Annotated in this window: 24 protein-coding genes and 1 pseudogene; 12 read left to right on the plus strand and 13 right to left on the minus strand. The window is 72.6% G+C overall.

Annotated elements, in window-relative coordinates; genetic code table 11:
* The first annotated feature begins 2 nt into the window (after window positions 1–2).
* The gene (locus tag ACGFYH_RS13405) at window positions 3–2348 is read left to right on the plus strand and encodes an ATP-binding cassette domain-containing protein (RefSeq protein ID WP_393803267.1); all 2346 of its coding nucleotides are present in this window, start codon (window positions 3–5) and stop codon (window positions 2346–2348) included.
* Window positions 2349–2393: 45 nt separating this feature from the next.
* Here ACGFYH_RS13405 and ACGFYH_RS13410 read toward each other — a convergent pair whose 3' ends face one another.
* From ACGFYH_RS13410 to ACGFYH_RS13435, 6 genes are all read right to left on the minus strand, one after another.
* A complete protein-coding gene (locus ACGFYH_RS13410; protein WP_393803268.1) occupies window positions 2394–3308 on the minus strand; it encodes a DUF2382 domain-containing protein in 915 nt (304 codons plus the stop codon).
* A gap of 72 nt (window positions 3309–3380) precedes the next feature.
* The gene (locus ACGFYH_RS13415; RefSeq protein WP_393803269.1) at window positions 3381–4205 is read right to left on the minus strand and encodes a lysophospholipid acyltransferase family protein; all 825 of its coding nucleotides are present in this window, start codon (window positions 4203–4205) and stop codon (window positions 3381–3383) included.
* The gene (locus ACGFYH_RS13420) at window positions 4202–4975 is read right to left on the minus strand and encodes a GNAT family N-acetyltransferase (RefSeq protein ID WP_393803270.1); all 774 of its coding nucleotides are present in this window, start codon (window positions 4973–4975) and stop codon (window positions 4202–4204) included. The genes ACGFYH_RS13415 and ACGFYH_RS13420 overlap by 4 nt, the downstream gene beginning before the upstream one ends.
* 197 nt (window positions 4976–5172) lie before the next feature.
* Window positions 5173–5922, minus strand: coding sequence for a succinate dehydrogenase/fumarate reductase iron-sulfur subunit (locus ACGFYH_RS13425; RefSeq protein ID WP_393803271.1), 750 nt, complete (start codon window positions 5920–5922; stop codon window positions 5173–5175).
* Window positions 5919–7925, minus strand: a complete 2007-nt coding sequence (locus ACGFYH_RS13430; protein ID WP_393803272.1) for a fumarate reductase/succinate dehydrogenase flavoprotein subunit — start codon at window positions 7923–7925, stop codon at window positions 5919–5921. Before ACGFYH_RS13430 ends, ACGFYH_RS13425 begins: the two co-directional genes overlap by 4 nt.
* A 1-nt stretch (window position 7926) precedes the next feature.
* Entirely contained in the window at window positions 7927–8598 is a 672-nt protein-coding gene (locus ACGFYH_RS13435; RefSeq protein WP_393803344.1) for a succinate dehydrogenase, read from the minus strand.
* 131 nt (window positions 8599–8729) lie between these two features.
* Here ACGFYH_RS13435 and ACGFYH_RS13440 point away from each other — a divergent pair, with 131 nt between their 5' ends.
* Window positions 8730–9614: a LysR family transcriptional regulator gene (locus ACGFYH_RS13440; protein ID WP_393803273.1), complete on the plus strand. Its 885-nt coding sequence runs from the start codon at window positions 8730–8732 to the stop codon at window positions 9612–9614.
* 151 nt (window positions 9615–9765) lie between these two features.
* A pseudogene (locus ACGFYH_RS13445) lies at window positions 9766–10164 on the plus strand (LysR substrate-binding domain-containing protein); the annotation flags it as partial.
* A 16-nt stretch (window positions 10165–10180) separates the two neighbouring features.
* Here the strand turns inward: ACGFYH_RS13445 and rmdA are convergent.
* From rmdA to ACGFYH_RS13460, 3 genes are all read right to left on the minus strand, one after another.
* Window positions 10181–12325 carry a cyclic Di-GMP phosphodiesterase RmdA gene (gene rmdA / locus ACGFYH_RS13450; protein WP_393803274.1) on the minus strand — a complete coding sequence of 715 codons (2145 nt, stop codon included), beginning with the start codon at window positions 12323–12325 and terminating at the stop codon, window positions 10181–10183.
* Window positions 12322–13134 carry an SAM-dependent methyltransferase gene (locus ACGFYH_RS13455; protein ID WP_393803275.1) on the minus strand — a complete coding sequence of 271 codons (813 nt, stop codon included), beginning with the start codon at window positions 13132–13134 and terminating at the stop codon, window positions 12322–12324. Before ACGFYH_RS13455 ends, rmdA begins: the two co-directional genes overlap by 4 nt.
* A 226-nt stretch (window positions 13135–13360) precedes the next feature.
* Window positions 13361–14308 carry an SCO0930 family lipoprotein gene (locus tag ACGFYH_RS13460; protein WP_393803345.1) on the minus strand — a complete coding sequence of 316 codons (948 nt, stop codon included), beginning with the start codon at window positions 14306–14308 and terminating at the stop codon, window positions 13361–13363.
* A gap of 950 nt (window positions 14309–15258) precedes the next feature.
* Here ACGFYH_RS13460 and ACGFYH_RS13465 point away from each other — a divergent pair.
* Complete coding sequence (locus tag ACGFYH_RS13465; protein ID WP_393803276.1) at window positions 15259–16023, plus strand: hypothetical protein; 765 nt, start codon at window positions 15259–15261, stop codon at window positions 16021–16023.
* A 252-nt stretch (window positions 16024–16275) separates the two neighbouring features.
* Window positions 16276–16797, plus strand: coding sequence for a hypothetical protein (locus ACGFYH_RS13470; protein WP_393803277.1), 522 nt, complete (start codon window positions 16276–16278; stop codon window positions 16795–16797).
* Between the two features lie 178 nt (window positions 16798–16975).
* On the opposite strand, the gene ACGFYH_RS13475 is transcribed toward ACGFYH_RS13470, so the two are convergent.
* A complete protein-coding gene (locus ACGFYH_RS13475) occupies window positions 16976–17470 on the minus strand; it encodes a hypothetical protein (protein WP_393803278.1) in 495 nt (164 codons plus the stop codon).
* A 331-nt stretch (window positions 17471–17801) separates the two neighbouring features.
* Between ACGFYH_RS13475 and ACGFYH_RS13480 the strand changes: the two genes are divergently transcribed.
* Complete coding sequence (locus tag ACGFYH_RS13480) at window positions 17802–18467, plus strand: class F sortase (RefSeq protein ID WP_393803279.1); 666 nt, start codon at window positions 17802–17804, stop codon at window positions 18465–18467.
* 29 nt (window positions 18468–18496) lie between these two features.
* On the opposite strand, the gene ACGFYH_RS13485 is transcribed toward ACGFYH_RS13480, so the two are convergent.
* Complete coding sequence (locus ACGFYH_RS13485) at window positions 18497–19330, minus strand: polysaccharide deacetylase family protein (RefSeq protein WP_393803280.1); 834 nt, start codon at window positions 19328–19330, stop codon at window positions 18497–18499.
* Window positions 19331–19440: 110 nt separating this feature from the next.
* On the opposite strand from ACGFYH_RS13485, the gene ACGFYH_RS13490 reads away from it, so the two are divergent.
* On the plus strand, window positions 19441–19902 hold the full coding sequence (locus tag ACGFYH_RS13490; protein WP_393803281.1) for a universal stress protein: 462 nt from the start codon (window positions 19441–19443) through the stop codon (window positions 19900–19902).
* Between the two features lie 119 nt (window positions 19903–20021).
* The gene (locus ACGFYH_RS13495) at window positions 20022–21428 is read left to right on the plus strand and encodes an amino acid permease (protein WP_393803282.1); all 1407 of its coding nucleotides are present in this window, start codon (window positions 20022–20024) and stop codon (window positions 21426–21428) included.
* Here ACGFYH_RS13495 and ACGFYH_RS13500 read toward each other — a convergent pair.
* Window positions 21425–22240, minus strand: a complete 816-nt coding sequence (locus ACGFYH_RS13500; protein WP_393803283.1) for an alpha/beta fold hydrolase — start codon at window positions 22238–22240, stop codon at window positions 21425–21427. The genes ACGFYH_RS13495 and ACGFYH_RS13500 overlap by 4 nt on opposite strands.
* Window positions 22241–22298: 58 nt before the next feature.
* On the opposite strand from ACGFYH_RS13500, the gene ACGFYH_RS13505 reads away from it, so the two are divergent.
* Window positions 22299–22772 (plus strand): MarR family winged helix-turn-helix transcriptional regulator, encoded by a 474-nt coding sequence (locus ACGFYH_RS13505; protein WP_393803284.1) that lies wholly within the window; start codon window positions 22299–22301, stop codon window positions 22770–22772.
* 1 nt (window position 22773) lies between these two features.
* On the opposite strand, the gene ACGFYH_RS13510 is transcribed toward ACGFYH_RS13505, so the two are convergent.
* Window positions 22774–23928 (minus strand): CapA family protein, encoded by a 1155-nt coding sequence (locus ACGFYH_RS13510; RefSeq protein WP_393803285.1) that lies wholly within the window; start codon window positions 23926–23928, stop codon window positions 22774–22776.
* Between the two features lie 231 nt (window positions 23929–24159).
* Between ACGFYH_RS13510 and ACGFYH_RS13515 the strand changes: the two genes are divergently transcribed.
* From ACGFYH_RS13515 to ACGFYH_RS13525, 3 genes are all read left to right on the plus strand, one after another.
* Window positions 24160–24714: a sigma-70 family RNA polymerase sigma factor gene (locus tag ACGFYH_RS13515; protein WP_393803286.1), complete on the plus strand. Its 555-nt coding sequence runs from the start codon at window positions 24160–24162 to the stop codon at window positions 24712–24714.
* Between the two features lie 140 nt (window positions 24715–24854).
* Window positions 24855–25370, plus strand: a complete 516-nt coding sequence (locus ACGFYH_RS13520) for a hypothetical protein (RefSeq protein WP_393803287.1) — start codon at window positions 24855–24857, stop codon at window positions 25368–25370.
* Between the two features lie 171 nt (window positions 25371–25541).
* Window positions 25542–26192, plus strand: coding sequence for a zf-HC2 domain-containing protein (locus ACGFYH_RS13525; protein WP_393803288.1), 651 nt, complete (start codon window positions 25542–25544; stop codon window positions 26190–26192).
* Window positions 26193–26221 lie beyond the last annotated feature (29 nt).

Below are 26221 nucleotides of genomic sequence, written 5' to 3' on the forward strand. Positions count from 1 at the left end.
CGATGCACAGCCCCCACGACCCGTACGTCCGGGTGCGCGACGCCCGCGAGCACAACCTCAAGGGCGTGGACGTGGACGTCCCCCGGGACGTGGTGGCCGTGTTCACCGGTGTCTCGGGCTCGGGGAAGTCGTCGCTCGCCTTCGGAACGGTCTACGCGGAGGCGCAGCGGCGGTACTTCGAGTCCGTCGCGCCGTACGCCCGCCGCCTCATCCACCAGGTCGGGGCCCCCAGGGTGGGCGAGATCACCGGGCTGCCGCCCGCCGTGTCGCTGCAGCAGCGGCGGGCGACGCCGACGTCCCGCTCCTCGGTGGGGACGGTCACCAGCCTCTCCAACTCCCTGCGGATGCTGTTCTCCCGCGCCGGGGACTATCCGCCGGGCGCCCGGCGGCTCGATTCCGACGCGTTCTCGCCCAACACCGCGGCCGGGGCCTGCCCCGAGTGCCACGGGCTCGGGCGGGTGCACCGCACGACCGAGGAGCTGCTCGTCCCGGACCCCTCGCTGTCCGTCCGGGAGGGTGCGATCGCCGCGTGGCCGGGCGCCTGGCAGGGCAAGAACCTGCGGGACGTCCTGGACGCGCTCGGGTACGACGTGGACCGGCCCTGGCGTGAGCTGCCCGCCGGGCAGCGGGAGTGGATCCTGTTCACCGACGACCAGCCGGTGGTCACGGTGCACCCGGTGCGGGAGGCGGGGCGCATCCAGCGGCCGTACCAGGGGACGTACATGAGCGCCCGGCGCTACGTGATGAGGACGTTCGCCAACTCGAAGAGCGCCACGCTGCGGGCGAAGGCGGAGCGCTTCCTCACCAGTGCGCCCTGCCCGGTGTGCGGCGGCGGCAGGCTGCGGGCCGAGGCCCTCGCGGTGACCGTCGGCGGCCGCGGCATCGCCGAGCTGGCCGCACTGCCGCTCACGGAGCTGACCGACTTGCTGCCGACCGCGGGTGAGACGGCCGCGGTGCTCACCGGTGACCTCACCTCCCGGATCGCGCCCGTCGTGGAGCTGGGGCTCGGCTATCTGAGCCTCGACCGCCCCACCCCCACCCTGTCGGCGGGCGAGCTGCAGCGGCTGCGGCTGGCGACCCAGCTGCGCTCCGGGCTGTTCGGCGTCGTGTACGTCCTCGACGAGCCTTCCGCGGGCCTGCACCCGGCGGACACCGAGGCGCTCCTGACGGTGCTGGAACGGCTGAAGGCGGCCGGCAACTCGGTGTTCGTCGTGGAGCACCACCTCGGCGTGATGCGCGGCGCCGACTGGATCGTGGACGTCGGTCCGCGGGCGGGCGAGCACGGCGGGCGGGTGCTCTACAGCGGTCCGGTCGACGGGCTGGCCGGGGTCGCGGAGTCCGCCACCGCCCGCCACCTCTTCGACCGCTCCCCCGCGCCCCCGCGTGCGGCGCGTGGCCCGCGGGGCACCGTGACGGTCGGCCCGGTGACCCGGCACAATCTGCGCGGGGTGACCGCACGGTTCCCGCTGGGGGTGCTCACCGCGGTGACGGGCGTGTCCGGCTCCGGGAAGTCGACGCTCGTCGGCGAGATCACCGAGGACCTGCCCGAAGTGGGCCGCCTGGTCTCCGTCGACCAGCGGCCGATCGGCCGCACTCCGCGCTCCAACCTGGCCACGTACACGGGCCTGTTCGACGTCGTGCGCAAGGTCTTCGCGGCCACCGGCCAGGCACGGGAGCGTGGTTACGGCGTGGGCCGGTTCTCCTTCAACGTGCCGGGCGGGCGCTGCGAGACCTGTCAGGGCGAGGGCTTCGTCGCTGTGGAGCTGCTGTTCCTGCCCAGCACGTACGCGCCGTGCCCCGAGTGCGGCGGGGCGCGCTACAACCCGGAGACGCTCGAAGTGACGTACCGGGGACGGACCGTCGCCGAGGTGCTGGACCTGACGGTGGAGGGGGCGGCGGAGTTCTTCGCCGGCACGCCCGCGGCGGCGCGCAGTCTCGCCGCACTGCTCGACGTGGGTCTGGGCTACCTGCGGCTCGGCCAGCCCGCGACGGAGCTGTCCGGCGGGGAGGCTCAGCGCATCAAACTGGCGAGCGAGCTGCAGCGGGGGCGGCGCGGCCACACCCTGTACCTGCTCGACGAGCCGACGACCGGTCTGCACCCGGCCGATGTCGAGGTGCTGATGCGCCAGTTGCACGGTCTGGTGGACGCCGGGCACACGGTGGTCGTGGTCGAGCACGACATGTCCGTGGTGGCGGGCGCCGACCACGTGATCGACCTGGGGCCGGGCGGCGGGGACGCGGGCGGCCGGATCGTCGCCGAGGGGCCGCCCGCCGGGGTGGCGCGGGCACGGGGGAGCGCCACCGCGCCCTATCTGGCCCGGGCCCTGGACGGCGGGACGCGCCGGTGAAGCGGGTTCACCGGCGCTCGGTCCCGCGCCGGGAGTGGGGGGCGGTCACCCGCGGCCCCGCCGGGTCTCGTCGTCGGTGAGGGACTCGGTCTCGGCCTCGATGCGTTCCTTGCGGACCCGGCCGCGCACCGTCTCGTTCTCGGTGTGCTCCTCCGTGGTCATCCGGACGCGCTCCACCGGCACCGTCTCGGTCTCCACGACAGGGCGTTCCGCGTGCAGGGTGACCTCGTGCTCGGCCTCGCTGATCTCGGGTCCGGAGAGGGCCTCGTCACGGTTGGACTCCGTGATGGGCTCGCGCACCACCCGCACTTCCTCGTGGCTCACCGGGACGGTCTGCTGCACCTCTTCCGTGACCACGTACTTGCGCAGCCTGGCCCGGCCCGACTCGTGCCGTTCGACTCCGACGTGCATCTGCTCCTCGGAGCGGGTCATCGCCTCGTCGCCGCGCATGCCCTCGCGCTCCATGGCGTCCTGGCGGCCGGTCATGCCGCCCGCCGTGCCGGCCGCCGTGTCGTCCGGGCCCGTCGCGCGGGCCTCGCCGGTCGTGCCGGCCACTCCCGCGGCACCCGCCGCTCCGGCCGTGCCCGGTCCCGCGGCCCAGCGGCCGTCGTCGGTGCGCTCGGCCTCGGACAGCACGCTGTCCCAGTTGATGCCGTAGTAGTCGTAGAGCCGGTGCTCCTCGGTCTCCGACAGATGGCCGCCCGCGTCGACGTCGACATTGGGCGCACCCTTGATGTGGTCCTTGCGGTAGGGAACCTCGAGGTGGTCCTGCACCAGCGCGGCGTCGCGAATGGGCACGAAGGACTCGTTCGAGCCGAACATGCCCGTCTTGACGCTCACCCATTCGGGACGTCCGGTCATGTCGTCGAAGAAGACATGCTTGGCGTCGCCGATCTTGTTGCCGTCCCCGTCATAGACCGGTTGGTCCAGGACGTTGGCGATCTCTTCACGGGTGATCATCTGCCATCACCCTCCTTCCGGAGTGTCTGCCTTCCGGATGTCCGTATCAGCGGTACGGAAACGGTACATATCTCATAAAACACACATACTTTTCGAAGGTGCTTTCCCCTGGTGACCGTGCGCACGGTGGCCGACGGCCTCGGCGAGCGAACGGCGGTCGTGACGGCGGTCCGGCGGCACCGGCGGGCACACCTCCACCTCGGCGGTCAGCGCGCGGGCCGAGGCCACCCGCCACAGGGAGGCCGGCAGGGTGTCCGCGCCGACGAACGCCGGGGTCGTGCTCACCGCCGGCCCACCGGCCAGGTAGCGGATGCGGACCCGCTGGACCGGCACCCGGGCGTCCAGCGCGGCCTGGAACACGGCACGGCGGAAGGGGCCCTGGGCGCGGCCGCACCACGTGCTCCCCTCCGGAAAGGCCGCGACCGCGGCTCCCGAGCGCAGGGCCCGCGCGAGCACGGCGACCGTGTCCGGCAGGGCCCGCAGCCGGTCCCGTTCGATGAACAGCACCCCGCCGCGGGCGGCCAGCACGCCCGCCGCCGGCCAGCGCCCGATCTCGCTCTTGGCCAGCATCCTGGCGGGCCGTACGGCGGCGAGCAGCGGGATGTCGAGCCAGGAGACGTGGTTGGCGACGAGCAGCAGGCCGCCCTCGGGCGCGGCGGAGCCGGTGAGACGGACCCGGACGCCCGCGGCCCGTACGATCCACCGGGACCAGCGCCGCACCAGGGCGTCGGGGACGCACCTGCGGCCGAGCGGCGTGAGCACGACCGCGGTCCCGGCCAGGAGGAGGACGGCGACCGCCGTCAGCCGCAGCACGGCGCGCGGTGCCGCCACCACGGACCCGGCCGGCTCCACGCACGTCCCGGGGGTACAGGACGCCCCGGGCAGCCAGCCGCTCATCGGCCCGGGGCCAGGGAGAGGAAGTGCCGCAGATAGCGCGGGTCGACCCGGCTCATCGGCAGCAGCACGTACAGGTCCGCCACACCGAAGTCCACGTCGTGGGCGGGTTCCCCGCAGACCCAGGCGCCGAGCCTGAGGTAGCCGCGCAGCAGCGCCGGCAGTTCGGTGCGGGTGGCGGGCGGCGTGGCGCGCGGGGTCCACGGGAGCAGCGGCCGTACCCGGTATTCCTCGGGGGCCAGGTGCTTGGCCCGCACCCGGTCCCAGGTACCGGCCGCGAGGGCCCCGCCGTCGGAGAGCGGGAGCGAGCAGCAGCCCGCCAGCCACGCGTGGCGCCGGTCGGTCATGTACCGGGCTATGCCGGCCCAGATGAGCCCGATGACGGCGCCGTCGCGGTGGTCGGGGTGCACGCAGGAACGGCCGACCTCGACCAGGGAGGGCCGGATCGCGTCCAGTGCGGCGACGTCGAACTCGTTCTCCGCGTACAGCCGCCCGGCGGCCGCCGCGCGCTCCGGCGGCAGCAGCCGGTAGGTCCCGACGGCCTGCCCGGTCGTCTCCTCGCGCACGAGCAGGTGGTCGCAGTACGCGTCGAACGGGTCGACGTCGTACCCGGGCAGCGGGCTCGCCAGCAGGGCGCCCATCTCCCCGGCGAAGACGTCGTGGCGCAGCCGCTGCGCGGCCCGCACGTCGTCCTCGTCGCGGGCGAGGGCGACCGTGTAGCGGCGGGGCGCGGCGGGGCGCGGGGGGCGGTCTGCGGTCAGTACACCGGTCATGGGGGTGCTCTCCTGGCTCCTGGTCGTGGGAACGGCTCCGCCACAGTTCTTCCGACGCCGGCTGTACTGCGCGTGACGACTGCCGGGAGCGCGGATGTGCGCTTCCTGAATGCCGGGCGCGCACAAGCGAGACGGGGCCGGGAGGAGCACCTCTCCCGGCCCCGTCCGTCCGCGCTTCTCGGCGAACGTCGATGGGGCTACCTCTTCGCCACCTTGCGCGTGGCCCGCAGCCACTCCTTGTTCATGCCGGTGATGGACACCAGCGGAATGCCCTTCGGGCAGGCCGTCGCACACTCACCGGCGAGCGTGCAGCCGCCGAAGCCCTCGTCGTCCATCTGCGCCACCATGTCGAGGACCCGTGTCTCCCGCTCGGGGGCGCCCTGCGGCAGGACGTTCAGGTGGTTCACCTTCGCGGACGTGAACAGCATCGCCGCTCCGTTGGGGCACGCGGCGACGCACGCGCCGCAGCCGATGCACTCGGCGTGTTCGAAGGCGAGGTCGGCGTCCGGCTTCGGCACCGGCGTGGCGTGCGCCTCCGGCGCGGCACCGGTGGGCGCGGTGACGTAGCCGCCGGCCTGGATGATCCGGTCGAAGGCCGAACGGTCGACGACCAGGTCCTTGACGACCGGGAAGGCGGCGGCTCGCCACGGCTCGATGTCGATGGTGTCGCCGTCCCGGAAGGCCCGCATGTGCAACTGGCAGGTGGTGGTGCGCTCGGGGCCGTGGGCATCGCCGTTGATGACCAGCGAGCAGGCGCCGCAGATGCCCTCGCGGCAGTCGTGGTCGAAGGCGACCGGGTCCTCGCCCTTGAGGATGAGCTTCTCGTTGAGGGTGTCGAGCATCTCCAGGAAGGACATGTCGCTGGAGATTCCGTCCACCTCGTACGTGGACATCGCGCCGTCGGCGTCGGCGTTCTTCTGCCGCCAGACGCGCAGGGTGAGCTTCATGCGTAGCTCCGCTGGGTGGGGTGGACGTACTCGAAGACCAGGTCTTCCTTGTGCAGGGCGGGGGCCTCGCCGGTGCCGGTGAACTCCCAGGCGGCGGCGTACCCGAACTCCTCGTCCCGGCGGGCCGCCTCGCCGTCGGGGGTCTGGAACTCCTCACGGAAGTGGCCGCCGCAGGACTCGGCCCGGTGCAGCGCGTCGAGGCACATCAGCTCGGCGAGCTCCAGGTAGTCGACGATGCGGTTGGCCTTCTCCAGGGACTGGTTGAACTCCTCACCGGTGCCGGGGACCTTGATGCGCCGCCAGAACTCCTCGCGGATCTGCGGGATGCGCTCCAGGGCCTTGCGCAGGCCGGAGTCGGTACGGGCCATGCCGCAGAACTCCCACATCAGTTCGCCCAGTTCACGGTGGAAGGAGTCCGGGGTGCGGTCGCCGTCGACGGACAGGAGGAGATGGAGCCTGTCCTCGGTCTCGGCCAGTAGCTCCTGCACCACCGGGTGGCCGGCGTCGACGGTGTCCTCGTGGGGGTTGCGGGCGAGGTAGTCGTTGATGGTGGCCGGCAGCACGAAGTAGCCGTCGGCCAGTCCCTGCATCAGCGCGGAGGCGCCGAGCCGGTTGGCGCCGTGGTCGGAGAAGTTGGCCTCGCCGATCGCGAACAGGCCGGGGACGGTGGTCTGGAGGTCGTAGTCGACCCACAGTCCGCCCATCGTGTAGTGGACGGCGGGATAGATCCTCATCGGCACCTGGTACGGGTCCTCGTCGGTGATCCGCTGGTACATGTCGAAGAGGTTGCCGTACTTGGCCTCGACCGCCTTGCGGCCCATGCGCCTGATCGCGTCGGCGAAGTCCAGGTACACGCCCTCCCGTCTCCCACCACCGCCCTCGACCGAGGAGGCTCCGGCTCCGCCCCTCTGGTTCCGGCCGCCGGGGCCCACTCCCCTGCCCTCGTCGCAGACGTTCTTCGCGGCGCGGGAGGCGATGTCGCGGGGCACGAGGTTGCCGAAGGCCGGGTAGACGCGCTCCAGGTAGTAGTCGCGCTCGTCCTCGGGTATCTCGTTCGCGGGACGGTCGTCGCCCTTGGCCTTCGGCACCCAGATCCGGCCGTCGTTGCGCAGCGACTCGCTCATCAGCGTCAGCTTCGACTGGTGGTCGCCGGTGCGCGGGATGCAGGTCGGGTGGATCTGCGTGAAGCAGGGATTGGCGAAGTAGGCGCCGCGCCGGTGCGCCCGCCAGACGGCGGTCGCGTTGGAGTTCATGGCGTTGGTCGACAGGTAGAAGACGTTGCCGTAGCCGCCGCTGGCGAGGACGACGGCGTCCGCGAAGTAGGTGTCGATCTTCCCGGTGACCAGGTCCCGGGCGACGATGCCGCGGGCCCGGCCGTCCACGACGATCAGGTCGAGCATCTCGGTGCGCGGGTGCATCTCGATGTTGCCGGCCGCGATCTGCCTGCTGAGCGCCTGGTAGGCGCCGAGCAGCAACTGCTGCCCCGTCTGGCCGCGGGCGTAGAAGGTGCGGGAGACCTGGACGCCGCCGAAGGAGCGGGTGTCGAGCAGCCCTCCGTACTCGCGGGCGAAGGGCACGCCCTGCGCCACGCACTGGTCGATGATCTCCACGGAGACCTGCGCGAGCCGGTGCACGTTGGACTCGCGGGAGCGGAAGTCGCCGCCCTTGACGGTGTCGTAGAACAGGCGGTGGACGGAATCGCCGTCGTTGCGGTAGTTCTTCGCGGCGTTGATGCCGCCCTGGGCGGCGATGGAGTGGGCACGGCGCGGGGAGTCCTGGTAGCAGAACTGGACCACGTGGTAGCCCTGCTCGGCGAGGGTGGCGCCGGCGGAGCCGCCCGCGAGGCCGGTGCCGACGACGATGACGGTCTTCCCCCGCCGGTTGGCGGGGTTGACCAGCTTCGCCTCGAAACGGCGCCTGTCCCAGCGCTCGTTGACCGGGCCGGCGGGGGCCTTGGTGTCGGCGACCGGCTCGCCGGTCGTGTAGTCGGCGTAGGTTGTCATGTCAGCTCACCACTCCGGTCATGACGCCCACGGGTACGGCGACGAAGCCGATCGTGAGCACCAGCGCGAGGATGTTCGCGGTCGTCCTCAGGGCACGGTCGCGGGTACGGCTGCCGGCGCCGAGGGTCTGGGCGGCGCTCCAGAAGCCGTGCCGGATGTGCAGGCCGAGGGCGAGCATCGCGACGATGTAGACGGCGTTGCCGTACCAGGTGGAGAAGGTGTCCACGACGTTCTGGTAGGGCTTGCCGGTCTCGAAGCCGCCGGAGTGCACGGTGCCGGTGGTCAGGTCCAGGATGTGCCACACGATGAACAGGCCGAGGATGATCCCGCCCCAGCGCATGGTGCGCGTGGCGTAGCTCGCGCGCGGCTTCTTGTGGACGTACCCGCTGGGCCGCGCCCCGATGTCGCGGCGGCTGAGCTGGTACGCGGAGACGGCGTGGGCGGCGACGGCGACGACCAGCACGACACGGATCAGCCACAGCGTCCACTCGTAGTGCATGAACGGCTCACCGACCGTGCGCAGCCAGTGGGCGTAGTGGTTGAACTCCCCGGCCCCGAAGTAGATCTTGAGGTTCCCGATCATGTGGGCGACCAGGTAGAGCAGCATGACGAGACCGCTGACCGCCATCACTGTCTTCTTGCCGACGGTCGAGTCCCACACGGTGCGCGCCATGGACGGCCGTCGGTCCGTCCGCGTTGCCAGAGCCATGGCACAGGACGCTACGCGGGCTGAGCCCCATCGGTCCAAGACATGGAACGCCTCGTTTCCATAGGCTTCATCTATCGCAGACGTATGCTCGCGGTATGCAGTTGCAACAGCTCCAGTACTTCGTGGCGGTCGCCGAGACCCGGCACTTCACCCGGGCCGCCGAGGTGGTCCACGTGGCGCAGCCGTCGCTGTCGCAGCAGATCAGGGCGCTGGAGCGGGAGCTGGGCGCGGACCTGTTCCTGCGGGCGCGCGGGAACATCACCCTCACCGACGCCGGGGAGGCACTGCTGCCGCTGGCCCGGCGCATCCTGGCCGACGCGGACACCGCCCGGCACGAGGTGCTGGAGCTGGCGCAACTGCGCCGTGGCCGGGTCCGCCTCGGTGCCACCCCGAGCCTGTGCACCGGCCTGCTCCCCGATGTGCTGCGCGCCTTCCACGACCGCTACCCCGGCGTCCGGCTGCTGATCGAGGAGGGCGGCTCGCACGATCTGGTGCGGGAGCTGGCGCGCGGTGCGCTCGACCTGGCCCTGGTCGTGCTGCCGCTGCCCACCGCGTCACCGTCGCTGACCACGGTGGAGCTGCTGAGGGAGGACCTGGTGGTGGTGTCGTCCCCGGAGTCGCCTCCGCCGGGCGGCGGGCGCCGCGCCGTGCGCATCGCCGACCTGGAGGGCGAGCGTCTTGTGATGTTCCGGCACGGCTACGACCTGCGGGAGCTGACCGTGGCCGCGTGCCGCGCGGAGGGCTTCGAGCCGGACTTCGCGGTGGAGGGCGGGGAGATGGACGCGGTGCTGGGCTTCGTGCGGGCCGGGCTGGGCCTGGCGGTCGTCCCCCGGATGGTGGCCGCGCGCTCCGGGCGCGGGCTGCGGGTGACCCCGCTGGCCCGGCCAGGACTGCACCGGACCATCGCCCTGGCCCATCGCAGCGACGTGGCTCCGCCGAGGGCGGCGCGGGAGCTCCAGCGGATGCTGCTGGAGCGGTGACGGCCCCGCCGTCAGGCGAGCGTGGCCGGCCTGAGGGTCTCCTCGCACCAGCGGCGGAAGCTCGTGGGCGCCGTCTCCGGCGTGCTGGGCTCGGCCGAGCCGTAGAAGCCCTGGCCGTCCATCGCGGAGGCCGTGTCGGCCAGCCCTCGGGCCGTTCGACGGGACCGGACTCGACACCGAGACGCTGGCCGTCGAACCGCGTCTCGCCGTCCTCCCCTCGGACCACCCGCTCGCCGCCCGCGACCGGCTGGAACTGGCCGACCTCGGGCTGAGCCCCGACACCGTGGAACGGCACGTCGACGCGGCCCGGCCCGGCCACGGCGACCTGGCCCAGGTGCTCACGGCCGTCTCCCTCGGGGAGGTCGTCACCCTGCTGCCCGCCTCGGTCACCGCCCGCTATCCGCGCCCGGGCGTCGCCTATCGCCCGGTCCTGGACGCGCCCGCGGTCGTCCTCTCCGTCGCCTGGCCCCGGCAGTCCCGCTCGACGGCGACCGCGGCCCTCGTCCGCACGGCGACGGCGGTCGCCGAGGCCGCCCGCGCCGGGACGTGAGCAGACCGGCCCGGTGTCAGCCCGTGGCGTCCACCAGTGCCAGCTGGTGCAGCCGCTCCGGAGGGCCCGGACGGGCGTAGTACCAGCCCTGGGCCGTGTCGCAGCCCAGTATGCGCAGCTGCTCGGCCTGGGCGCCGGTCTCCACGCCCTCCACGGTGACCGCGAGGTCCAGGCTGTGGGCCAGGGCGACGATCCCCTCGACGATCTTCAGGTCGACGGGGTCCGCCGGGAACTGCTGCATGCTCTGGGTGAACGAGCGGTCCAGCTTGAGGACGCTCACCGGCAGTCTGCGCAGGTTGGCGAGGTTGGAGTACCCGGTACCGAAGTCGTCCAGGGCGATGTCCACGCCCATCTCGGCCAGCCGTCGCAGCGGCTTCAGCAGGTCGTCGTCCGCGCCGATCAGCGCCGACTCCGTCACCTCCAGGCACAGCGCGTCCGGCGCGACACCGGTCCGCTCCAGGATCTCGACGGTGTCCTGGACCAGACCGGGGTGGGCGAGCTGGCAGGGCGAGAGGTTGACGTTGATGCGCAGCGGGCCCGCGGCGCCGCTCCCGCCGTACCGCTCCCGCCAGGCGCGGGCCTGCCGCACGGACTGCTCGAGCACCCAGCGGCCCAGGGGCACGATCAGTCCGGTGTGCTCGGCGAGCGGGATGAACCGGTCGGGGCCGAGTACGCCGTGCTGCGGGTGCAGCCAGCGCACCAGCGCCTCGGCGCCGCGCACACTGCCGTCGCCGAGGTGGACCAGCGGCTGGTACTCGATGAAGAACTCGCCGCGCTCCAGGGCCGCGGGCAGCGCGGTGGTCAGCCCGTGCCGGGTGATGACGCGGGCGTCGGCCTCCGGGTCGGCCAGCTCGAAGCGGTTGCCGCCCGCCGACTTGGCCCGGTACATGGTGATGTCGGCGCTGCGCAGCACCTCCGCCGGGCTGCGCTCCCCCGCCGGGCCCTCGACGATGCCGATGCTGCCGCGCACGGTCAGCTCGCGGCCGTCGACGCTGACCGGGGCGAGCAGCGCGTTCATGATGCGCCCGGCCAGCTCGTCGACCTCGCGCCGGGTGTCCGGGCCGGTGGTCAGCGCGACGAACTCGTCGCCGCCCAGCCGGGCGACCATCTCGCCGGGCGCGGTGGCGCAGGCCTGCAGGCGGTCGGCGACCTCCACGAGCAGCCGGTCGCCGGCCGCGTGGCCGAGGCTGTCGTTGACGGCCTTGAAGCCGTCGAGGTCCAGGTAGCACAGGCCGAAGCGCTGGCCGGGGCCCGCGTTCAGGGCCTTTTCCAGGCGTTCGAAGAAGAAACTGCGGTTGGGCAGGCCGGTGAGCGCGTCGTGCGTGGCCTCGTAGCGCAGCCGCAGGTGGAGCAGCCGCCGCTCGGTGGTGTCCTCCATCAGCGCGAGCTGGTACTGCGGGGTGCCGTCGGCGTCCCGCAGCAGGGAGACGGTGAGGTTGGTCCACAGGACCGTGCCGTCGGGCCGGTAGAAGGCCTTCTCCACGTGGTAGTGCTCGCGCTCGCCGCGCACCAGTTCGTCGTAGAGCCGCCAGGTCTGCGGCGCGTCGTCGGGATGCGTCCACTCCGTGGCCCGGCGGCCGCCGAGCGTCGGGTCGGCGATGCCGAACATGCGCATCAACGCCTCGTTGACCTGGAGGACGTTGCCGTCCAGGTCGGCGATGCCGATGCCTATGGCGGCGCCCTCGAAGACCGCGCGGAAGCGGGCCTCGCTGGCGTGCAGTGCCTGGGCCACCACGCCCTGGGCCTTCAGGGCGGCCTGCGCGATGGCCTCCTGTTCGGTGAGGGTGCGGGCGCGCAACGCCGCGGCGAACCCGGCCGCCATCGCGTGCTGGAGCCGTGCCGAGCGGGCGCGCAGGCCCTCCGGGTCGCCGTCCTCGCCGCAGTAGAGCACCAGGTAGGCGTCGACGCAGTCCAGGGTCCGGGAGAGCGCCTCGGGGTCGGTGCAGTGGGCGTCGACGAGCACGGCGCCGATCGCCCTGGCCTCTTCGGCGTCGAGGCTCCGCGCGCGCAGCGCCTCGCTCAGCCTGCGGGCCAGCGGCAGCAGCTCCGCCTCGAACTCGAGCCGGGTGGACGAGGTCGAGGTCACCGGGAACACCGCCCGGCTCCAGATCGTCGCGAACCGGCGCAGTCTGTCCTCCGGCCCGTCCGGCTCCGCGCTCACGCCCTACGCCCCACGCCGGCGAACCCGGAGAACGCGTAAGGGTCCTCTTCCTCCGGCTCCCCCTCCGGCCGCCAGCGCGGCATCGGAACAAGTCCGGGCTCCACCATGTCGTACCCCTCGAAGAACCGCGCGACGTCCTCGCGCGAACGCATGATCAGCGGATTGCGGATGTCCTTGTACACGTCCACCGCGCCCCCGGCCCGCTCGGCGGGCAGCGGCATTCCCTCGTACGAGGCGTGCGTGAGGACGAGCAGGCTGCCGGGCGCGAGCGCGTCGCTCAGCTCGGCCACGGCGGCGTACGGGTCGTCCTCGTCTTCCACGAAGTGCAGTATGGCAACCAGCAGCAGGGCGACCGGTCGATTCAGGTCGATCAGCCGCTCCACCTGGGGGCTGGCCAGGATCTCCCCGGGCTTGAGGAGGTCGCCGGCCACGACGTCCGCGTCGTCGTGGCCGGCCAGGACGGCCTGGCTGTGCGCGACCGCCACCGGGTCGTGGTCCACGTACACCACGCGGGCGCCGGGGCGGCTGCGTCCGGCCACCTCGTGCACGTTGCCGAAGGTGGGGATGCCGGAGCCGATGTCCAGGAACTGGTCGACGCCCTCGCCGGCCGCGAAGCGCACCGCCCGGCGCATGAACGCCCGGTTCGCCTGCATGATCTTGGGGAGTCCCGGCATGAACTCCATGGCCCTGCGGGCTGCTTCCCGGTCGACCTCGAAGTTGTGCGAACCGCCCAGGTAGAAGTCGTAGATCCGGGACACGCTGGGCACCGAGATGTCGATGCTGCGAGGGGCCCAGGCGGGACGCTCCATCTAGCTCTCCAAGGCATAGGCGGTCCGGTGTTCGAGCCGAGGCTACTGATCGCCCGCCAAAGGGGCGAGCCCAAACGGAAATTGACCGTCCGTTCCCGGTCACTGCCTCGGGCACGTGCCGTGGGCGAAGGCACGCCAAAGCGCACGAACGGGGCCGTCCCCTCCGTCCGGGTACGGAGGGGACGGCCCGCGGGTCGTGCGCCGAAGGGTGGCGGGCGGGAGGGCGCTACTTCTTCGGCGCGCCGACCGGCTTTCCGTCGGGTGCGACGGCGTACCAGGTGCCGCCGACGCCCTGGCCGTTGGTGTCACCGGCCTCCTTGTCGCCGCCGAAGGTGTAGATCGGCCAGCAGTCGATCGTCTGCTGCGCGGCACCGTCGGGCCGGGTGAAGCTCATCAGCCCCTTCTTCTCCACGTCCTTGGTGTCGTTGGCCTCGACGGGCGCCACGACCGGCCACTTCTCCACGCAGGCACCCGTGCAGGCCGACACCGGCTTCGGCCAGGCCTCGTCCTTCATGAAGCGGTAGACGGTCATGCCGTTCTTGTCGACGACGATCTCGCCGAGCTTCGGGTCCTCGCGGGTGGAGAGCCCGGCGGCCGGCTCGGCCTTGGCCTTCTTGCCGTCGGCGGCCAGCGCGTACCACTTCTTGCCGACGCCCTGGCCCTTGACGTCGCCCGCGGCGGTGTCCTTGGCGTAGCGGTACGCGGGCCAGCCGCCGATCGTCAGCTGCTTGGTGCCGTCGGGGCGGGTGACCTCGCCGAGCACGGCCTTGTCGACGCCCTCGCCGGCGAGGGCGTCGTCGGCGGCCACCGGCGGCCAGGCGGTGGCGCAGTCGTTCTCGCACGTCGTCTTGGGTGGCTCGGCCGTATCGGCGTCGAAGCGGTAGAGGGTGCGGCCCGCTCCGTCCGTCACCAGCTCGCCGATCTCCGCGTTCGCGGAGACGGACAGCTTGCCCGCGGGTTCCGGCGCGCTCGCCGGCGCCTGCCCGGCGCCCGCGCCGGTGGCGAGTCCGTCTCCGGCTCCCGCCCCGAGGTCGCCGACGTCGCCGGGCGCGGCCGTCGCGCCCACGTTCTGACTGCCGGTGGCGCCGCCGCCGTCCTGGCCGCATGCCGTCGTCAGCGCCAGCACCGCCGCGGCGCCCACCACGAGTGAGGCGCTCCGCCAGGAGGTCTTCATCGTCAATCCCCGATCGTCACGAAGGTGTCGGGGCGCCCTGCCGGCCGCCCCACGACACTGGGTACGCACGCGGGAGCCGGTTGTGTTCAACGCGGACGCCGGTTTCTTTCCGGACCCGACCGCGTGGCCGCCTCCCCGCGGCGGCGAGCAGCCGGGGGGCGTGCGGGTCGCCGGCTCCGGCGCGCGACGGCCTCGTACGCACGTGCGGGGCACCGGCGCGCGCGGGTCCGCCGTGTCAAACCGCTGGCGGGGGGTTGTCCCTCCTTCGGGGCAATCGCCGCGCACTCGGGCGTGGCCCGGTGCACCAGGCCTCATGATCTGCGTCGTGCATGGACCCGAACCGACCCGATCCGCCTTTGCCGGGCGGGTGTTGGCCCTGGTGACGCTGACGTTCACTCTCGTCGGCATACCGGTCGGCCCGGCGCAGGCCGACGCCTGTGCGTACGCGTCGACCGGTCCGGGCGGTACCGACGCGGTGGCGGTCGCCGGGAGCGCTTCCTGGCCGACCTTCCCGCCCTGTCCCAGGCCCACTCCGACACCGACACCGACACCCACGCCCACGCCCACGCCTCCACCGCCGAAGCCCCCTCCCCCACCGCCCCCGGCGCCGAAACCGCCCCCGCCGACGCCTGCGGCCCCGAAACCCGAACCACCGCCTCCGCCTCCCGCGCCGCGGCCGGCGCCGCCCCCGCCCGCTCCGGCGCCCGCCCCGACGCCCGCTCCCACCCCGCCGCCGGCCCGTCCCGCGGCGCCCGCGCCCGCTCCGTCGGTCACACCGACGCCCCGGCCGTCGCTCAGCCCGGTGCACTATCCGCGTCACCGCACCGCCCGGCCGCCGCGGCGGTCCTCGCGCGGGGCCACTTCTCCGCTCGTCTTCGTCCTGCTCATCACGGTGCCCGCGGTGGTGGCCGTGGCCGCGCTCCGTGCGCGCTGATTCCTGGAGGCCTCCCTTGCCGGAATGGCTTGTTCTCACCCTCGCGATGCTGGCCGCCTGTGTCGTGGTGGTCATCGTCACCCTTCTACGGCACCGCACCGCGTCCGACGACGAGGACATCAATGAGACCCCGGACGTCATCGAGTACATGACGATGTGGATCGGAGTGGTGTACGCCATCGTCCTGGGGCTGGCCATCGCCGGTGTCTGGGAGGCGCGCAGCGCCGCCCAGGACTACGTGCAGACGGAGGCAGTCGCGCTGCACGAGATCTCGGAGCGCGTCCGGGTGTATCCGCCCGAGGTCCGCGATCGCATCCGGGCGGATGTCAACGCCTATGTCGGACACGTCGTGACCACCGAGTGGAAGGCCATGGCCGACCACGGTGAGGTGACCGACCGCGGCACCGAACTGCTCGACCGGGTGCGCGCGGACGTCACCGACTACGAGCCGAGGTCGGACTTCGAGGCCCAGGCGTACCAGCCCCTCGTCGACCAGGTGGCCGTCGCGGACCAGGCCCGCAGCGCCCGGGCCCAGTCGACCGGGGCGACCATGCCGGGAGTGGTGTGGTTCGGGCTCATCGCCGGGGCCGTCGTCACGATCGGCATGGTCTTCGCCCTGCAGATCCGGCGTACGCCCCGCGAACTGGTCCTGGCGGGGCTGTTCTCCGCGCTGATCGCCTTCCTGCTCTTCCTGATCTGGGACTTCGACGCGCCCTTCAGCCGGGGTGTGTCGGCCTCGACCGACCCGTTCCTGAGCCTCTTCCCCGGTGCCGGGGACTGACCCGGAGCCGGACGACGGCCGGCAGGCCGTCACCGTCCCTCGGGGGTGACGTTCGGGTCCCGCCCGGCACCGTTGCCCGGAGCCGCCGCGATCCGAACGGCCACCCCCTGAGCGGCCCAAGCTCGTGCCCCATTCGCGCGACTGCGATCGCGCCCACGCGCACGGCTTCCTAGCGTTTCGGACATCGAGGTGCCTTTCCGGCGCGAGCGGAACAGGTCCGCCGCCGCTCCTCGGGGATCCGGAGGATTCACCATGCGCGCGATACCCGTCGCCTCGGTCGCACTGCTGGGCGTCGCCGCCCTCTCCGCCTGCGTACCGGCCGGAGCCGTGGGCTCGGACACGTTCGGCTTCACCGTCCACCCCGCCAGCGTGGCGCCGGGCGGCGAGGTGACGCTGGGGGTGGGCCGCACCGGCGCGGGCTGCCGGGGCCGGGTCACCGTCACGTCACCGGTGTTCGACACGGTCACCATCCCCCGGCACGAGTCGTCGGCGACGGTGCGCGTGCACCGGGACGCCCGGCGCGGGGCGGTCTACCTGGTGGCGTTCGCGTGCGGGGAGCGGTCCGGCACGGTGAGCCTGACCATCGCGGGCGGCGGCTCGCACCACCCGGACCCCGAGACCCGTCACCCCAAGGGCGTGCACGCCGGCGAGGGCGGCAGCATCGCCGGGTTCGACCTGACGCGGACCGGGCTCGGTGCGGCGCTCGTCGCGGGCTCGGTGGGCGCGGCGTACCACCTCTCGCGCCGCCGTTCCGGCGAGGACGGCGGCGCCTGATCCCACCGCACCGCGACAGGGCTTCGCCCCGGACCCTTGCCGGGTCCGGGGCGAAGCCCTGTCGCGGTGCGGGCGCGCTCCGGCCGTGCGGGGCCGGAGCGCGGTACCCGGGGGGGCCGGAGGGTCCGGACGGGCCCGCCCCCGAAGACGGGACCCGTACGGTGCGCCCGGGAACGGGTCAGATCCGCCGCTCGGACCTGCGGCGCATCCAGAACAGCCCGCCACCGGCGACGGCCGCGGCGACGAGCCCGCCACCGATCGCGATGTCGGTCGAGGTCGCCCCGCTGGAGTTGCTGCCGCCGAGACCGCCGCGGACACCACCGATGACGGTGAAGGCCGCCGGCCGGGTCAGCCTGCGGCCGGAGCAGTTGACGGTGATGTCGTACGAGCCGGGCCGGGCGTTCTCCTTGATGGTGGCGGTGCCCCTGGAGGTCTCGTTGGCTCCCCTGACCGGGGTCAGGTGGGTGGTCCGGAAGGCGTCCGAGGTCATCGTGCCGCCCTGGGGGCAGCCGTCGACCGTGACGGTCATCTGGCCGCCCCGGGCGATGACGCTCGGCAGGGCGACGATGTTGCTCGGCTGGTTGTGATCGCCGCCGGCGGTGGCCGCGGGGGCGGCCAGTCCGAGGACAGCGACCGCGGCGCCGGCTGCCGCGAGGGCACGAGTGTTGCGCATGTGATCCTCCGCGGAAGACGCCCCGGGACCCGTCCCCGGTCGATCGGCGAGAAAGCGCCTCCCAGACAGACCCTCAGTTGCCGTGCCCGAGGCCGCACTTCGGGAATGGTCCGTCCTGGTGAGGGCCGAACCGGGCCAGGACGGCGCGAGTGGGGATCACCGCAGGTCACGCACCGTCAGAAGATCTCCGCCCGACACATCCCGGATGGCGCACGGCAGGACGCGCCCGCCACCCGTTCGCCGCCGCCCCGTCGCCGGTCGGACGGACGGCGCTTAGCGTGCTCGTATGCGCGGATGATCCGGCGACGGCCGGGTCGAGAGGGGATGGCGAATGTACGACTCCGAGTTGGCCGAAGAGGAGGAGCGGCGGAGGAAGCGCGCTCCCTGGGGCGTGATAGCGCTTGTTCTGCTGACCGGTCTCGCGCTCATCCGCAACGGCTCCGGGGAATTCGACGTGGGCCCGCCGCAGCCGGCGTCGGCCGCCGCCTCGGACACCCGCGTGGCGGCCGGTGACGCCGCCGCCACCGGTGTCACGCCGCTGCCGTACTCGGTGCCCGACCGGGTCTCCATCCCCGCGATCCAGGTCGACGCGCCGGTCATGGGGGTCGGTCTCGACGTGGACGGCTGGGTCGACGCGCCGCCGCCCGAGGACCCGAACCTGGCGGGCTGGTTCACCGGCGCGGTCGCCCCCGGCGAGAAGGGCACCGCGGTGGTCGTCGGCCATGTCGACAACCAGCAGGGTCCCGCCGTCTTCTACGGGCTCGGCGCCCTGAAGAAGGGAAACAAGGTGGAGGTGCACCGCCAGGACGGAAAGACGGCGGTCTTCGAGATCTACGGCATCGAGGTGTTCGAGAAGAACAACTTCCCCGGCGACCGGGTCTACGCCTCGAAAGGCGGCCCCGAATTGCGGGTCATCACCTGCGGCGGCGGATTCTCCAAGCAGAACGGCTACGAAGGGAACGTCGTCGTCTTCGCCCGCCTGGCCGAGGTCCGCTGAGCGGCCCCGGCCGGGCGGGCGCGGTGGGATCAGAGCAGGCGCCGCCGGGGGACGGTGAGGTGGTAGCCGGAGTCGAGCAGTACGGGCAGATAGCGCCGCAGCGCGCGGACACTCTGTGAACGGTCGCCCCCGGCGTCGTGCGAGAGCACCACGACGCCGGGGGCGGCGCCGTCCTCGACCCGGTCGACGATGGTGCCGGTGCCGGGCGTCGTCCAGTCGAGGGTGTCCACGGTCCAGGCGAGGGGTTCCATGCCGAGTTCCGCGCCGAGCTGGAAGGCGGCGCGGTTCCACGCCCCGTACGGGGCCCGGAACCAGCGGGGCGCCTCACCGTAGGCCTGCTCGACGACCTCGCTCGTACGCTCCATCTCGGAGCGGATGCGGCGCCGGGTGAGGCTGGTCAGCAGCGGATGGGACCAGGTGTGGTTGCCGACCACGTGCCCCTCGTCGGACATCCGGGAGAGCAGGTCCCGGTTGTAGTCCGCCATCTCCCCGCACACGAAGAACGTCGCGCGCACCTCGTACTTCGCGAGGGTGTCCAGGATCTGCGGGGTGTATTCGGGGTGGGGTCCGTCGTCGAAGGTGAGCAGCATGGTGCGGCCCCGGCCCGTCACGCGCAGGATCGGTTCGCTGCGCACCGGGGGCCGCCGGGGCGTGGCGTGTGCCGCGCCGTGTCCGGCCAGGGGCCGCAGGCGGTATTCGGAGGGCTTGAGCGGGCTGCGCTGCGGTGGGCCGGGGGCGGGGGCGGGCGGCCGCGCCGGTTCGGTTCCCAGGCCGGCCGCGAGTGCGCCGCCTGCGCCGGCCGCTCCCAGAGCCGCGACGCCGGTGAGCAGGGTGCGGCGCGTGGGCAACTGATCCTTCTCCATGACTCATCAGTCGCCCGGTCGCGGTGCGCCGCACCAGTGCAACACCGGGGCGGCGGCAGGGAACCACCCGCCCGGCCCAAGGTCACGGAAGACTCCGATAGCCTCGCCGCGTGACGGAACAGCACTCCCATCGGTTCGAACGCGGCACGGACGGGCCGAAGGTCATCGTCGTCGGTGTGGACGGCTCCGACTCCTCGCTGCGGGCCGCGGCCTACGCCGGCGGGCTGGCCAGGCGGCAGGGCGCCCTGCTGGCCGTGGTGTACGTGCAGCCGGTCCTGGCGGGGGGCGCGGCGCTTGGGGCGCCGGTGGCGGAGACGACCGACGAGATCGCCGAGGAGCTGGTGGCGCAGATCCGGGAGGCGACCGAGCGGGTGAAGGGGATATTCGACATCCGCTGGGAGTTCCACACGTCCCGCGGCGACCCGTACGGCGGCCTGGTGACGACGGCCGACCGGTTGAAGGCGGACGCGGTGGTCGTGGGCGCCTCCGAACAGGCCGGTCACCGGTTCGTCGGCTCGGTCGCCGTGCGGCTGGTGAAGGCGGGCCGCTGGCCGGTGACGGTGGTGCCGTAGCCCTGGCGGGGCGCTGTGGGCCTCCCGGGTCCTCCGTGCGTCGTGGCTTCCGTCGCGGGCGGGTGTGCGTCATCATGATCCACCGTCAGCCGTTTGCCGTTCACGAAGAGGTGAGGCGCATGGCCGGGTTCCGCATGGGTGAGGGTGTGCTCCGCCGCAAACCCATCGAGCACATCGAGGAGGCGGGCAGCGACGGGGGCCTGGTCCGCTCGCTGGGACTGTGGCAGCTGACCGCGATCGGCGTCGGCGGCATCATCGGGGCCGGTATCTTCACGCTGGCCGGCACGGTCGCCAACGGCACGGCGGGCCCCGCGGTCCTCGTCTCCTTCCTCATCGCGGGCGTCGCGAGCGCGGCGGCCGCCCTGTCGTACGCCGAGTTCGCCGGGCTGATCCCGAAGGCGGGCTCCGCGTACACCTACGGCTACGCGGTCCTGGGCGAGCTGGTGGGCTGGTTCATCGGCTGGGACCTGCTCCTCGAGTACACGGCGATCGTGGCGGTGGTCGCGATCGGCATCTCGGGCTACTTCAGCTTCCTGGTCGGTGAGATGGGCGCCGACCTGCCGCACTGGATGCTGGGGGCGCCCGGCACCGGGGACGGGCACCGGGTCGACCTGTTCGCGTCCGTGCTGTGCCTGCTGATCGCGTATCTGCTGACGCTGGGCATCAGGAACGCCGCCCGCTTCGAGATGGTCGTGGTCGTGCTGAAGGTGCTGGTGGTGCTGCTGGTGATCGGGGTCGGCGTCTTCCACATCAACACCTCGAACTACCACCCGTTCTTCCCGTTCGGGGTCGGCGGGGCGTTCACCGGTGCGGCGACGGTCTTCTTCGCGGTCTTCGGCTACGACGCCATGTCGACGGCCGCCGAGGAGTCGAAGGACGCCCAGCGGCACATGCCGAAGGCCATCATCTACTCGCTGATCATCTCGATGGTGCTGTACGTGGCGGCCTGTCTGGTGCTGACCGGTATGCAGAACTACCAGAGCATCGACCCGGAGAGCGGCTTCTCGACGGCGTTCAAGTCGGTGGGGCTGAGCTCCCTCGCGGACATCATCGCGGTGGGCGCCATCATCGGCATCCTGACCGTGATGTTCACGTTCATGCTGGGTGTGACCCGCGTGTGGTTCTCCATGTCGCGCGACGGGCTGCTGCCCAAGTGGTTCGCCAAGACGCATCCGACGCGGCACGTGCCGACCCGGGTCACCTGGATCGTCGGGTTCGCGTCGGCCGTGATCGCCGGGTTCCTGCCCATCGGCGAGGCGGCGGAACTGACCAACATCGGCATCCTGCTGGCGTTCGTCGTGGTGTGCGCGGCGGTGATCGTGCTGCGCTACCGGCAGCCGGACCTGCCGCGTACCTTCCGCACGCCGTGGATGCCGTTCGTGCCGGCGCTGGGCATCGTCTTCTCGATCTGGCTGATCACGTTCCTCCAGTGGCAGACCTGGGTCCGGTTCGCCGTGTGGTTCGTGATCGGCCTGGTGATCTACTTCGCGTACTCGTACCGGAAGTCGGAGCTGGCCCGCCGTTAGAGGGTGCGCAGGAATCCGGTGACGATCTCCTCGAAGACCTCGGGCCGTTCCATGTTCGGGTAGTGCGCGACGCCTTCGACGGTGACGGAACGGCCGTCCGGGACCGTGCGGGCGAGCCGTTCGGCCTCCGCGATCAGCTCGGGCGCGTCCAGGGCGCCGTTGACGGTGAGGACCGGGACGCCGATCTCCGGGACGCGGGCCCAGGTGCCGGTCAGGGGCACGTGGTGGTTCTCCTCGTCCGGAGTGTGCTTGGAGAGGGTGCCGAGGGCCATCTCGCGCACCCGGCGCAGCACGTCCGGGTCGACGTCGTCGAGGCTCCGGTGCTCCCCCGGCACGAAGCGCAGGAACGCCGTGAGCCAGCCCTCGACGTCCCCCGCGCCCAGTGCGCGGGCCTGCTCTGCCCGCACCCCGCGCACCCACGGGTCGGTGTACTCGAACTCGCTGGTGGACGCCCCGCAGGCGGCCACCGCACGGACCAGCTCCGGGTACTCAAGGACCGTGTCGATGGCGATGGCTCCCCCCATGGACGCCCCGACGAGCACCGCCGGGCCGGCGTCGAGGTGGCGCAGCAGGGCGGCGAGGTCGTCCGCCCAGCGGAACGGCCGGGTCGCGTTGGCGGAGGCGCCGTGTCCGCGGACGTCGGGTGCGATCACGCGGTACCGCCGGGCGAGGCCCGGGATCTGCGCGTCGAACACACGGTGGTCGGTGAACCCGGAGTGCAGCAGGACGACCGGGTCACCGGTGCCGGTGTCGCGGTAGGCGAGGTCGCCGTCGGCGGAGGTGAAGAAGCGGAGGTCCGAAACGGTATTCATGACAACCAAGGTGTCATGTGAGACCTGATTCTGGCAACCAAGGTGTCATGATGGCAGGGTGAACGACATCGACGCCCCCCTCCCCCCGGACGCGCTCGCGCGACGCCTCACCGAGGTATACGACCTGGTCGGCCCCCTCTACCGGCGCGCACAGCGCGGCGTCGAGCAGGGCCTGGCCGCCGACGGGCTGTCCGTGGGCGTCCGCGCCGTGCTGACGATGCTGCGGCGCGGGGGGCCGATGACCGTGCCGCAGATGGGCCGGGCCCAGGCGATCAGCCGCCAGTTCGTCCAGCGGATGGTCAACGACGCCGCGGCCCGGGACCTGGTGGAGAGCATCCCGAACCCGGCGCACCGCCGGTCATCGCTGATCCGGCTCACCGCCCGGGGCCGGGACACGATCGGGGGCGTTCTCGACCGGGAGCACCGGCTGCTGCGCGAGGTCGGCCCGGACCTCACGGACGCCGACGTGGCCGCCTGTCTGCGGGTGCTCGGGGCCATGCTGACGGCCCTGGACCACGTGGACGACTCCTGACCTACTTTCCCATCACCAGGCCGTCCTCGGCCGCGCCCCGGCCGAGGACGACGTCGCGGACGCGGTCGCGCACGGCGCGTACGTCGGCACCCTCGTCGAGCGCCCGGTTGAGGTTCACCACCCGGCCGGCGTCGACGTCGAACAACTGCGGGACGAACTCGGCCCTGGTCACCTTCCAGCGTTCGCCGGGCCGTTCGGGCGGGGCGAAGGTGAAGCGGCCGATGGTCGACTGGTTGCCGCGTGGATCACGGGCGCCCTCGTCGTTGACCATCTCGCCCGCGATCTGGTCCCCCATGCCGTAGACCACCCAGGTGCCGTTGATCTTCTCGTAGGCCTGCGGGACGTGGGCGTGGGTGCCGAGGATCAGGTCGATGTCGGGGCGGTCGCCGGTGCGCGCGGCGGTCAGGCTCCGGGCCAGGGCCAACTGGTCCCGGTCGGGCTCGTCCTGCCACTCGGTGCCCCAGTGCAGCGACGCGACGACGACGTCCGCGCCGGCCCTGCGGGCCGCCCGCGCATCCTCGACGATGCGCGCCTCGTCGATCAGGCCGACCGCCCAGGGCTGTCCCGCGGGCAGCGGACGGCCGTTGGTGTGCAGGGTGTAGGCGAGGTGGGCCACCTCGGCCCGCCCCGCGCGCAGGACCGTCGCGGTGCCCGCCTCGGCCTCGGTGCGCGCCGTCCCGGCGTGCCGTACGCCGGCCCGGTCGAGGGCGTCCAGAGTGCGGCGGATGCCGTCGGCGCCGTCGTCGACACTGTGGTTGGAGGCGGTGGAGCAGCCGTCGTAGCCGGTGGCGGCCAGCGCCTTCGCCACCTCGGGCGGGGACCTGAAGAGGGGGTAGCCGCTGTAGTCGCCGTTGGCGCCGTAGACGGTCTCCATGTGGCACAGGGCGAGACCGGCGCGCGAGACGACGGGCCGGGCTCCGGCGAGCATGGGACCGAAGTCGTAACCGGTGCCGCCGGCGTCGAAGCGGGCCCGCTCGATGATCGAGTCGTGCGGGAGCACGTCCCCGGAGGCCACCAGGGTGAAGACACCGGCGTCCGCGGCGGACGGGGCCGGCGCCGGCCGCTTCGGCGGTTCGTGGTCGCGGGCCTGGCAGGCCGCGCCCGCGGTGAGGAGGGCGGTCAGGGCCAGGGCCACCTGCCGGCTGCGTGTGATCATCCGTTCACCCCGCTGGGTCGCACACACCGATGAAAAGTCACATTTACTTACAAACAGGTAAAGAGGCGCGCCTCGTCACAGGCGGCTCCGACACGCCCATTAGCCCGTCCGGCGTGCGCGAACGGGGTGCGCCGACCGTTCGTCGAACCGTTCGTCGACGCGATCGACCGTCCGCCGCACGCCCGTGCGCGCGCCCTGTCCCCGGGCGGCCCCCTGCGGTGGCATACGGCCATGACGGCCGGAATCACCCTGACGGACACAGCGAACGGGACGACCGCCGAGCACGAGCTCGCCGCACTGCAGCGCGAGCACGGCCGGCCGCTCTTCGCGCTGCTGCTGCGGCTCAGCGACGGCGACCGGCAACGCGCCGAGGACCTCGTGCAGGAGACCCTGGTCCGCGCCTGGCAGCATCCCGAGGCCCTGCGCGCGGACGACTTCGACTCCGTACGGCCCTGGCTGCTCACCGTGGCGCGGCGCCTCGCGATCGACGCGCGCCGCGCCCGTCAGGCGCGCCCCCCGGAGGTCGGCGACGCCGTGCTGGAGAACGCGCGGGTCTGCGCGGATCATGCCGAACGGGCCGCCGCGGCCCTCGATGTGCGCGAGGCTGTGAAGACACTCACTCCGGAGCACCGTGAAGTCCTGGTGCTGGTGTACTTCCAGGGGGCGAGTGTGGCGGAAGCCGCGGCCGCCCTGGGCGTCCCGCCCGGTACCGTGAAGTCCCGCGCGTACTACGCGCTGCGCGCTCTGCGCAGGGTGCTACCGGGATACTCCGCCGACCTGCGGTGAAACCGACCATATGGTCAAGCCTCTGTAAAGCGCCTTGCCCTGGGCCCCGGTTGGGTAATCGGCTGTCCTCATCCGTGTTCCGGACGGGGCCCATGACCCGGGTCGGGCGACGCGCACGGACCGGAGGAAGGCAGGAAGGGATGCCGCACAGAGGGCAAGAGAGCACGGACGGCACCGGTGGGGGCGAACTGAGCGTTCCCATGGCGTGGTTGTACGCCGAGTACATCGCCGACGAGCTGCTGCGGACCGGCGACCTGATGCCGCCGACGTCCTTCGAGTTCCGAGCCGGGCGCGACGCGCTGGCGCTCACCGTCTTCCTGTCCGACACGGAGAAAGAGCTGAGCGGCATCCGGGTCGTCACCCACCTGGAGACCTGGCTGTCCCTGACGGCCTACGACCAGCCGTGGCACGAGTGGGTGCACGGGCGGCTGGCCGAGATCACGGCCGACGCGGTCGCCGCCCGGCGCCACTCGCCGGACCTGGAGCTGGCCCGGGAGGCCTGGCGCTGGCTCCAGGAGACCGAACTGCTCGCCCCGGACCTGAACGCGGTCCCCGGCGGAGCACCGGTCACCGGGGAGGACGAGGGACCGAAGGTGTGGACACCGGCCTGGCAGTTGGGACTGCCGCTCGGGCACCTCGCCATCCATCTGTTCTAGCCCTCCCGGCCGGCTCGCGGAGGTTCTTCCGGGACGGACCAATCCACGCCTCGGACCGCTCCGAACACCTTGATTGCGATTCCGCGGTGGCTTGAGTGATTCGGCGGTCCGGTGCGTACGGGTGGGAGCAAGGAGTAACCCCACCCGCACCCAACGGTACGAGGATTCGGCATGAGGTCCCTGGAAAGGCATCGTGACGTCGGCGCCTACGCGCTCGGCGTGCTGGACGAGGCGGAAGCGTTCCGCTTCGAGGACCACCTCATGGACTGCCCCCGGTGCGCGGCCCAGGTGACCGAGTTCGGTCCCGCCGCCCGCCAGTTGATGCTGTACCGGCAGGCGACGCCCCGTATCGTCCACCCTCTGACCGGGCCCGGCCCGCGACTGCTCGACCGGCTGCTGTCCGAGGTGGCCGCACGCCACCGGGCCGGCCGCAGGCGGGTGCTGTATGCCGTGGCCGCCGCCGTCGTGTGCGCCGTGGCGGGACCCGGCGCCGTGCTGTACGCGAGCCAGGGCGGCCCGGCGGCGCCGGTCACCGCGAGCGACGCCCGGTCCGGGGTGTGGGCGCGGATCACGGCCGAGGCCGAGACCTGGGGCACGGACGTCCGACTCGAGGTGAAGGACGGGGCGGGCCCGCGCTCGTGCCGGCTCGTCGCCGTGGGCCGCGACGGGTCCGAGCAGACGATCACCAGCTGGAAGGTCCCCGGGCACGACGCCCGGCCGCACACCATGCGCGGCGGCGCCGCTCTGCATCCCGACCAGATCGCCCGCTACGAGGTGCGGACCGAGACCGGGGAGCACCTGGTGACGCTGCCGGCCGGCTGACCGCCGCCCCGGCGACCGCCGTCGCTCGG

The organism is Streptomyces sp. NPDC048392 (genome assembly GCF_043200575.1).
In the GTDB taxonomy this organism is placed as follows: domain Bacteria; phylum Actinomycetota; class Actinomycetes; order Streptomycetales; family Streptomycetaceae; genus Streptomyces.

Excerpts from the sequence above, each read along its gene's own strand:
- ACGFYH_RS13405 (WP_393803267.1), top strand. The coding sequence starts at position 3 with ATGCACAGCCCCCACGACCCGTACGTCCGGGTGCGCGACGCCCGCGAG.
- ACGFYH_RS13410 (WP_393803268.1), bottom strand. The coding sequence starts at position 3,308 with ATGATCACCCGTGAAGAGATCGCCAACGTCCTGGACCAACCGGTCTAT.
- ACGFYH_RS13415 (WP_393803269.1), bottom strand. The coding sequence starts at position 4,205 with ATGAGCGGCTGGCTGCCCGGGGCGTCCTGTACCCCCGGGACGTGCGTG.
- ACGFYH_RS13420 (WP_393803270.1), bottom strand. The coding sequence starts at position 4,975 with ATGACCGGTGTACTGACCGCAGACCGCCCCCCGCGCCCCGCCGCGCCC.
- ACGFYH_RS13425 (WP_393803271.1), bottom strand. The coding sequence starts at position 5,922 with ATGAAGCTCACCCTGCGCGTCTGGCGGCAGAAGAACGCCGACGCCGAC.
- ACGFYH_RS13430 (WP_393803272.1), bottom strand. The coding sequence starts at position 7,925 with ATGACAACCTACGCCGACTACACGACCGGCGAGCCGGTCGCCGACACC.
- ACGFYH_RS13435 (WP_393803344.1), bottom strand. The coding sequence starts at position 8,598 with ATGGCGCGCACCGTGTGGGACTCGACCGTCGGCAAGAAGACAGTGATG.
- ACGFYH_RS13440 (WP_393803273.1), top strand. The coding sequence starts at position 8,730 with ATGCAGTTGCAACAGCTCCAGTACTTCGTGGCGGTCGCCGAGACCCGG.
- ACGFYH_RS13455 (WP_393803275.1), bottom strand. The coding sequence starts at position 13,134 with ATGGAGCGTCCCGCCTGGGCCCCTCGCAGCATCGACATCTCGGTGCCC.
- ACGFYH_RS13460 (WP_393803345.1), bottom strand. The coding sequence starts at position 14,308 with ATGAAGACCTCCTGGCGGAGCGCCTCACTCGTGGTGGGCGCCGCGGCG.
- ACGFYH_RS13470 (WP_393803277.1), top strand. The coding sequence starts at position 16,276 with ATGCGCGCGATACCCGTCGCCTCGGTCGCACTGCTGGGCGTCGCCGCC.
- ACGFYH_RS13475 (WP_393803278.1), bottom strand. The coding sequence starts at position 17,470 with ATGCGCAACACTCGTGCCCTCGCGGCAGCCGGCGCCGCGGTCGCTGTC.
- ACGFYH_RS13480 (WP_393803279.1), top strand. The coding sequence starts at position 17,802 with ATGTACGACTCCGAGTTGGCCGAAGAGGAGGAGCGGCGGAGGAAGCGC.
- ACGFYH_RS13485 (WP_393803280.1), bottom strand. The coding sequence starts at position 19,330 with ATGGAGAAGGATCAGTTGCCCACGCGCCGCACCCTGCTCACCGGCGTC.
- ACGFYH_RS13495 (WP_393803282.1), top strand. The coding sequence starts at position 20,022 with ATGGCCGGGTTCCGCATGGGTGAGGGTGTGCTCCGCCGCAAACCCATC.
- ACGFYH_RS13500 (WP_393803283.1), bottom strand. The coding sequence starts at position 22,240 with ATGAATACCGTTTCGGACCTCCGCTTCTTCACCTCCGCCGACGGCGAC.
- ACGFYH_RS13510 (WP_393803285.1), bottom strand. The coding sequence starts at position 23,928 with ATGATCACACGCAGCCGGCAGGTGGCCCTGGCCCTGACCGCCCTCCTC.
- ACGFYH_RS13515 (WP_393803286.1), top strand. The coding sequence starts at position 24,160 with ATGACGGCCGGAATCACCCTGACGGACACAGCGAACGGGACGACCGCC.
- ACGFYH_RS13520 (WP_393803287.1), top strand. The coding sequence starts at position 24,855 with ATGCCGCACAGAGGGCAAGAGAGCACGGACGGCACCGGTGGGGGCGAA.
- ACGFYH_RS13525 (WP_393803288.1), top strand. The coding sequence starts at position 25,542 with ATGAGGTCCCTGGAAAGGCATCGTGACGTCGGCGCCTACGCGCTCGGC.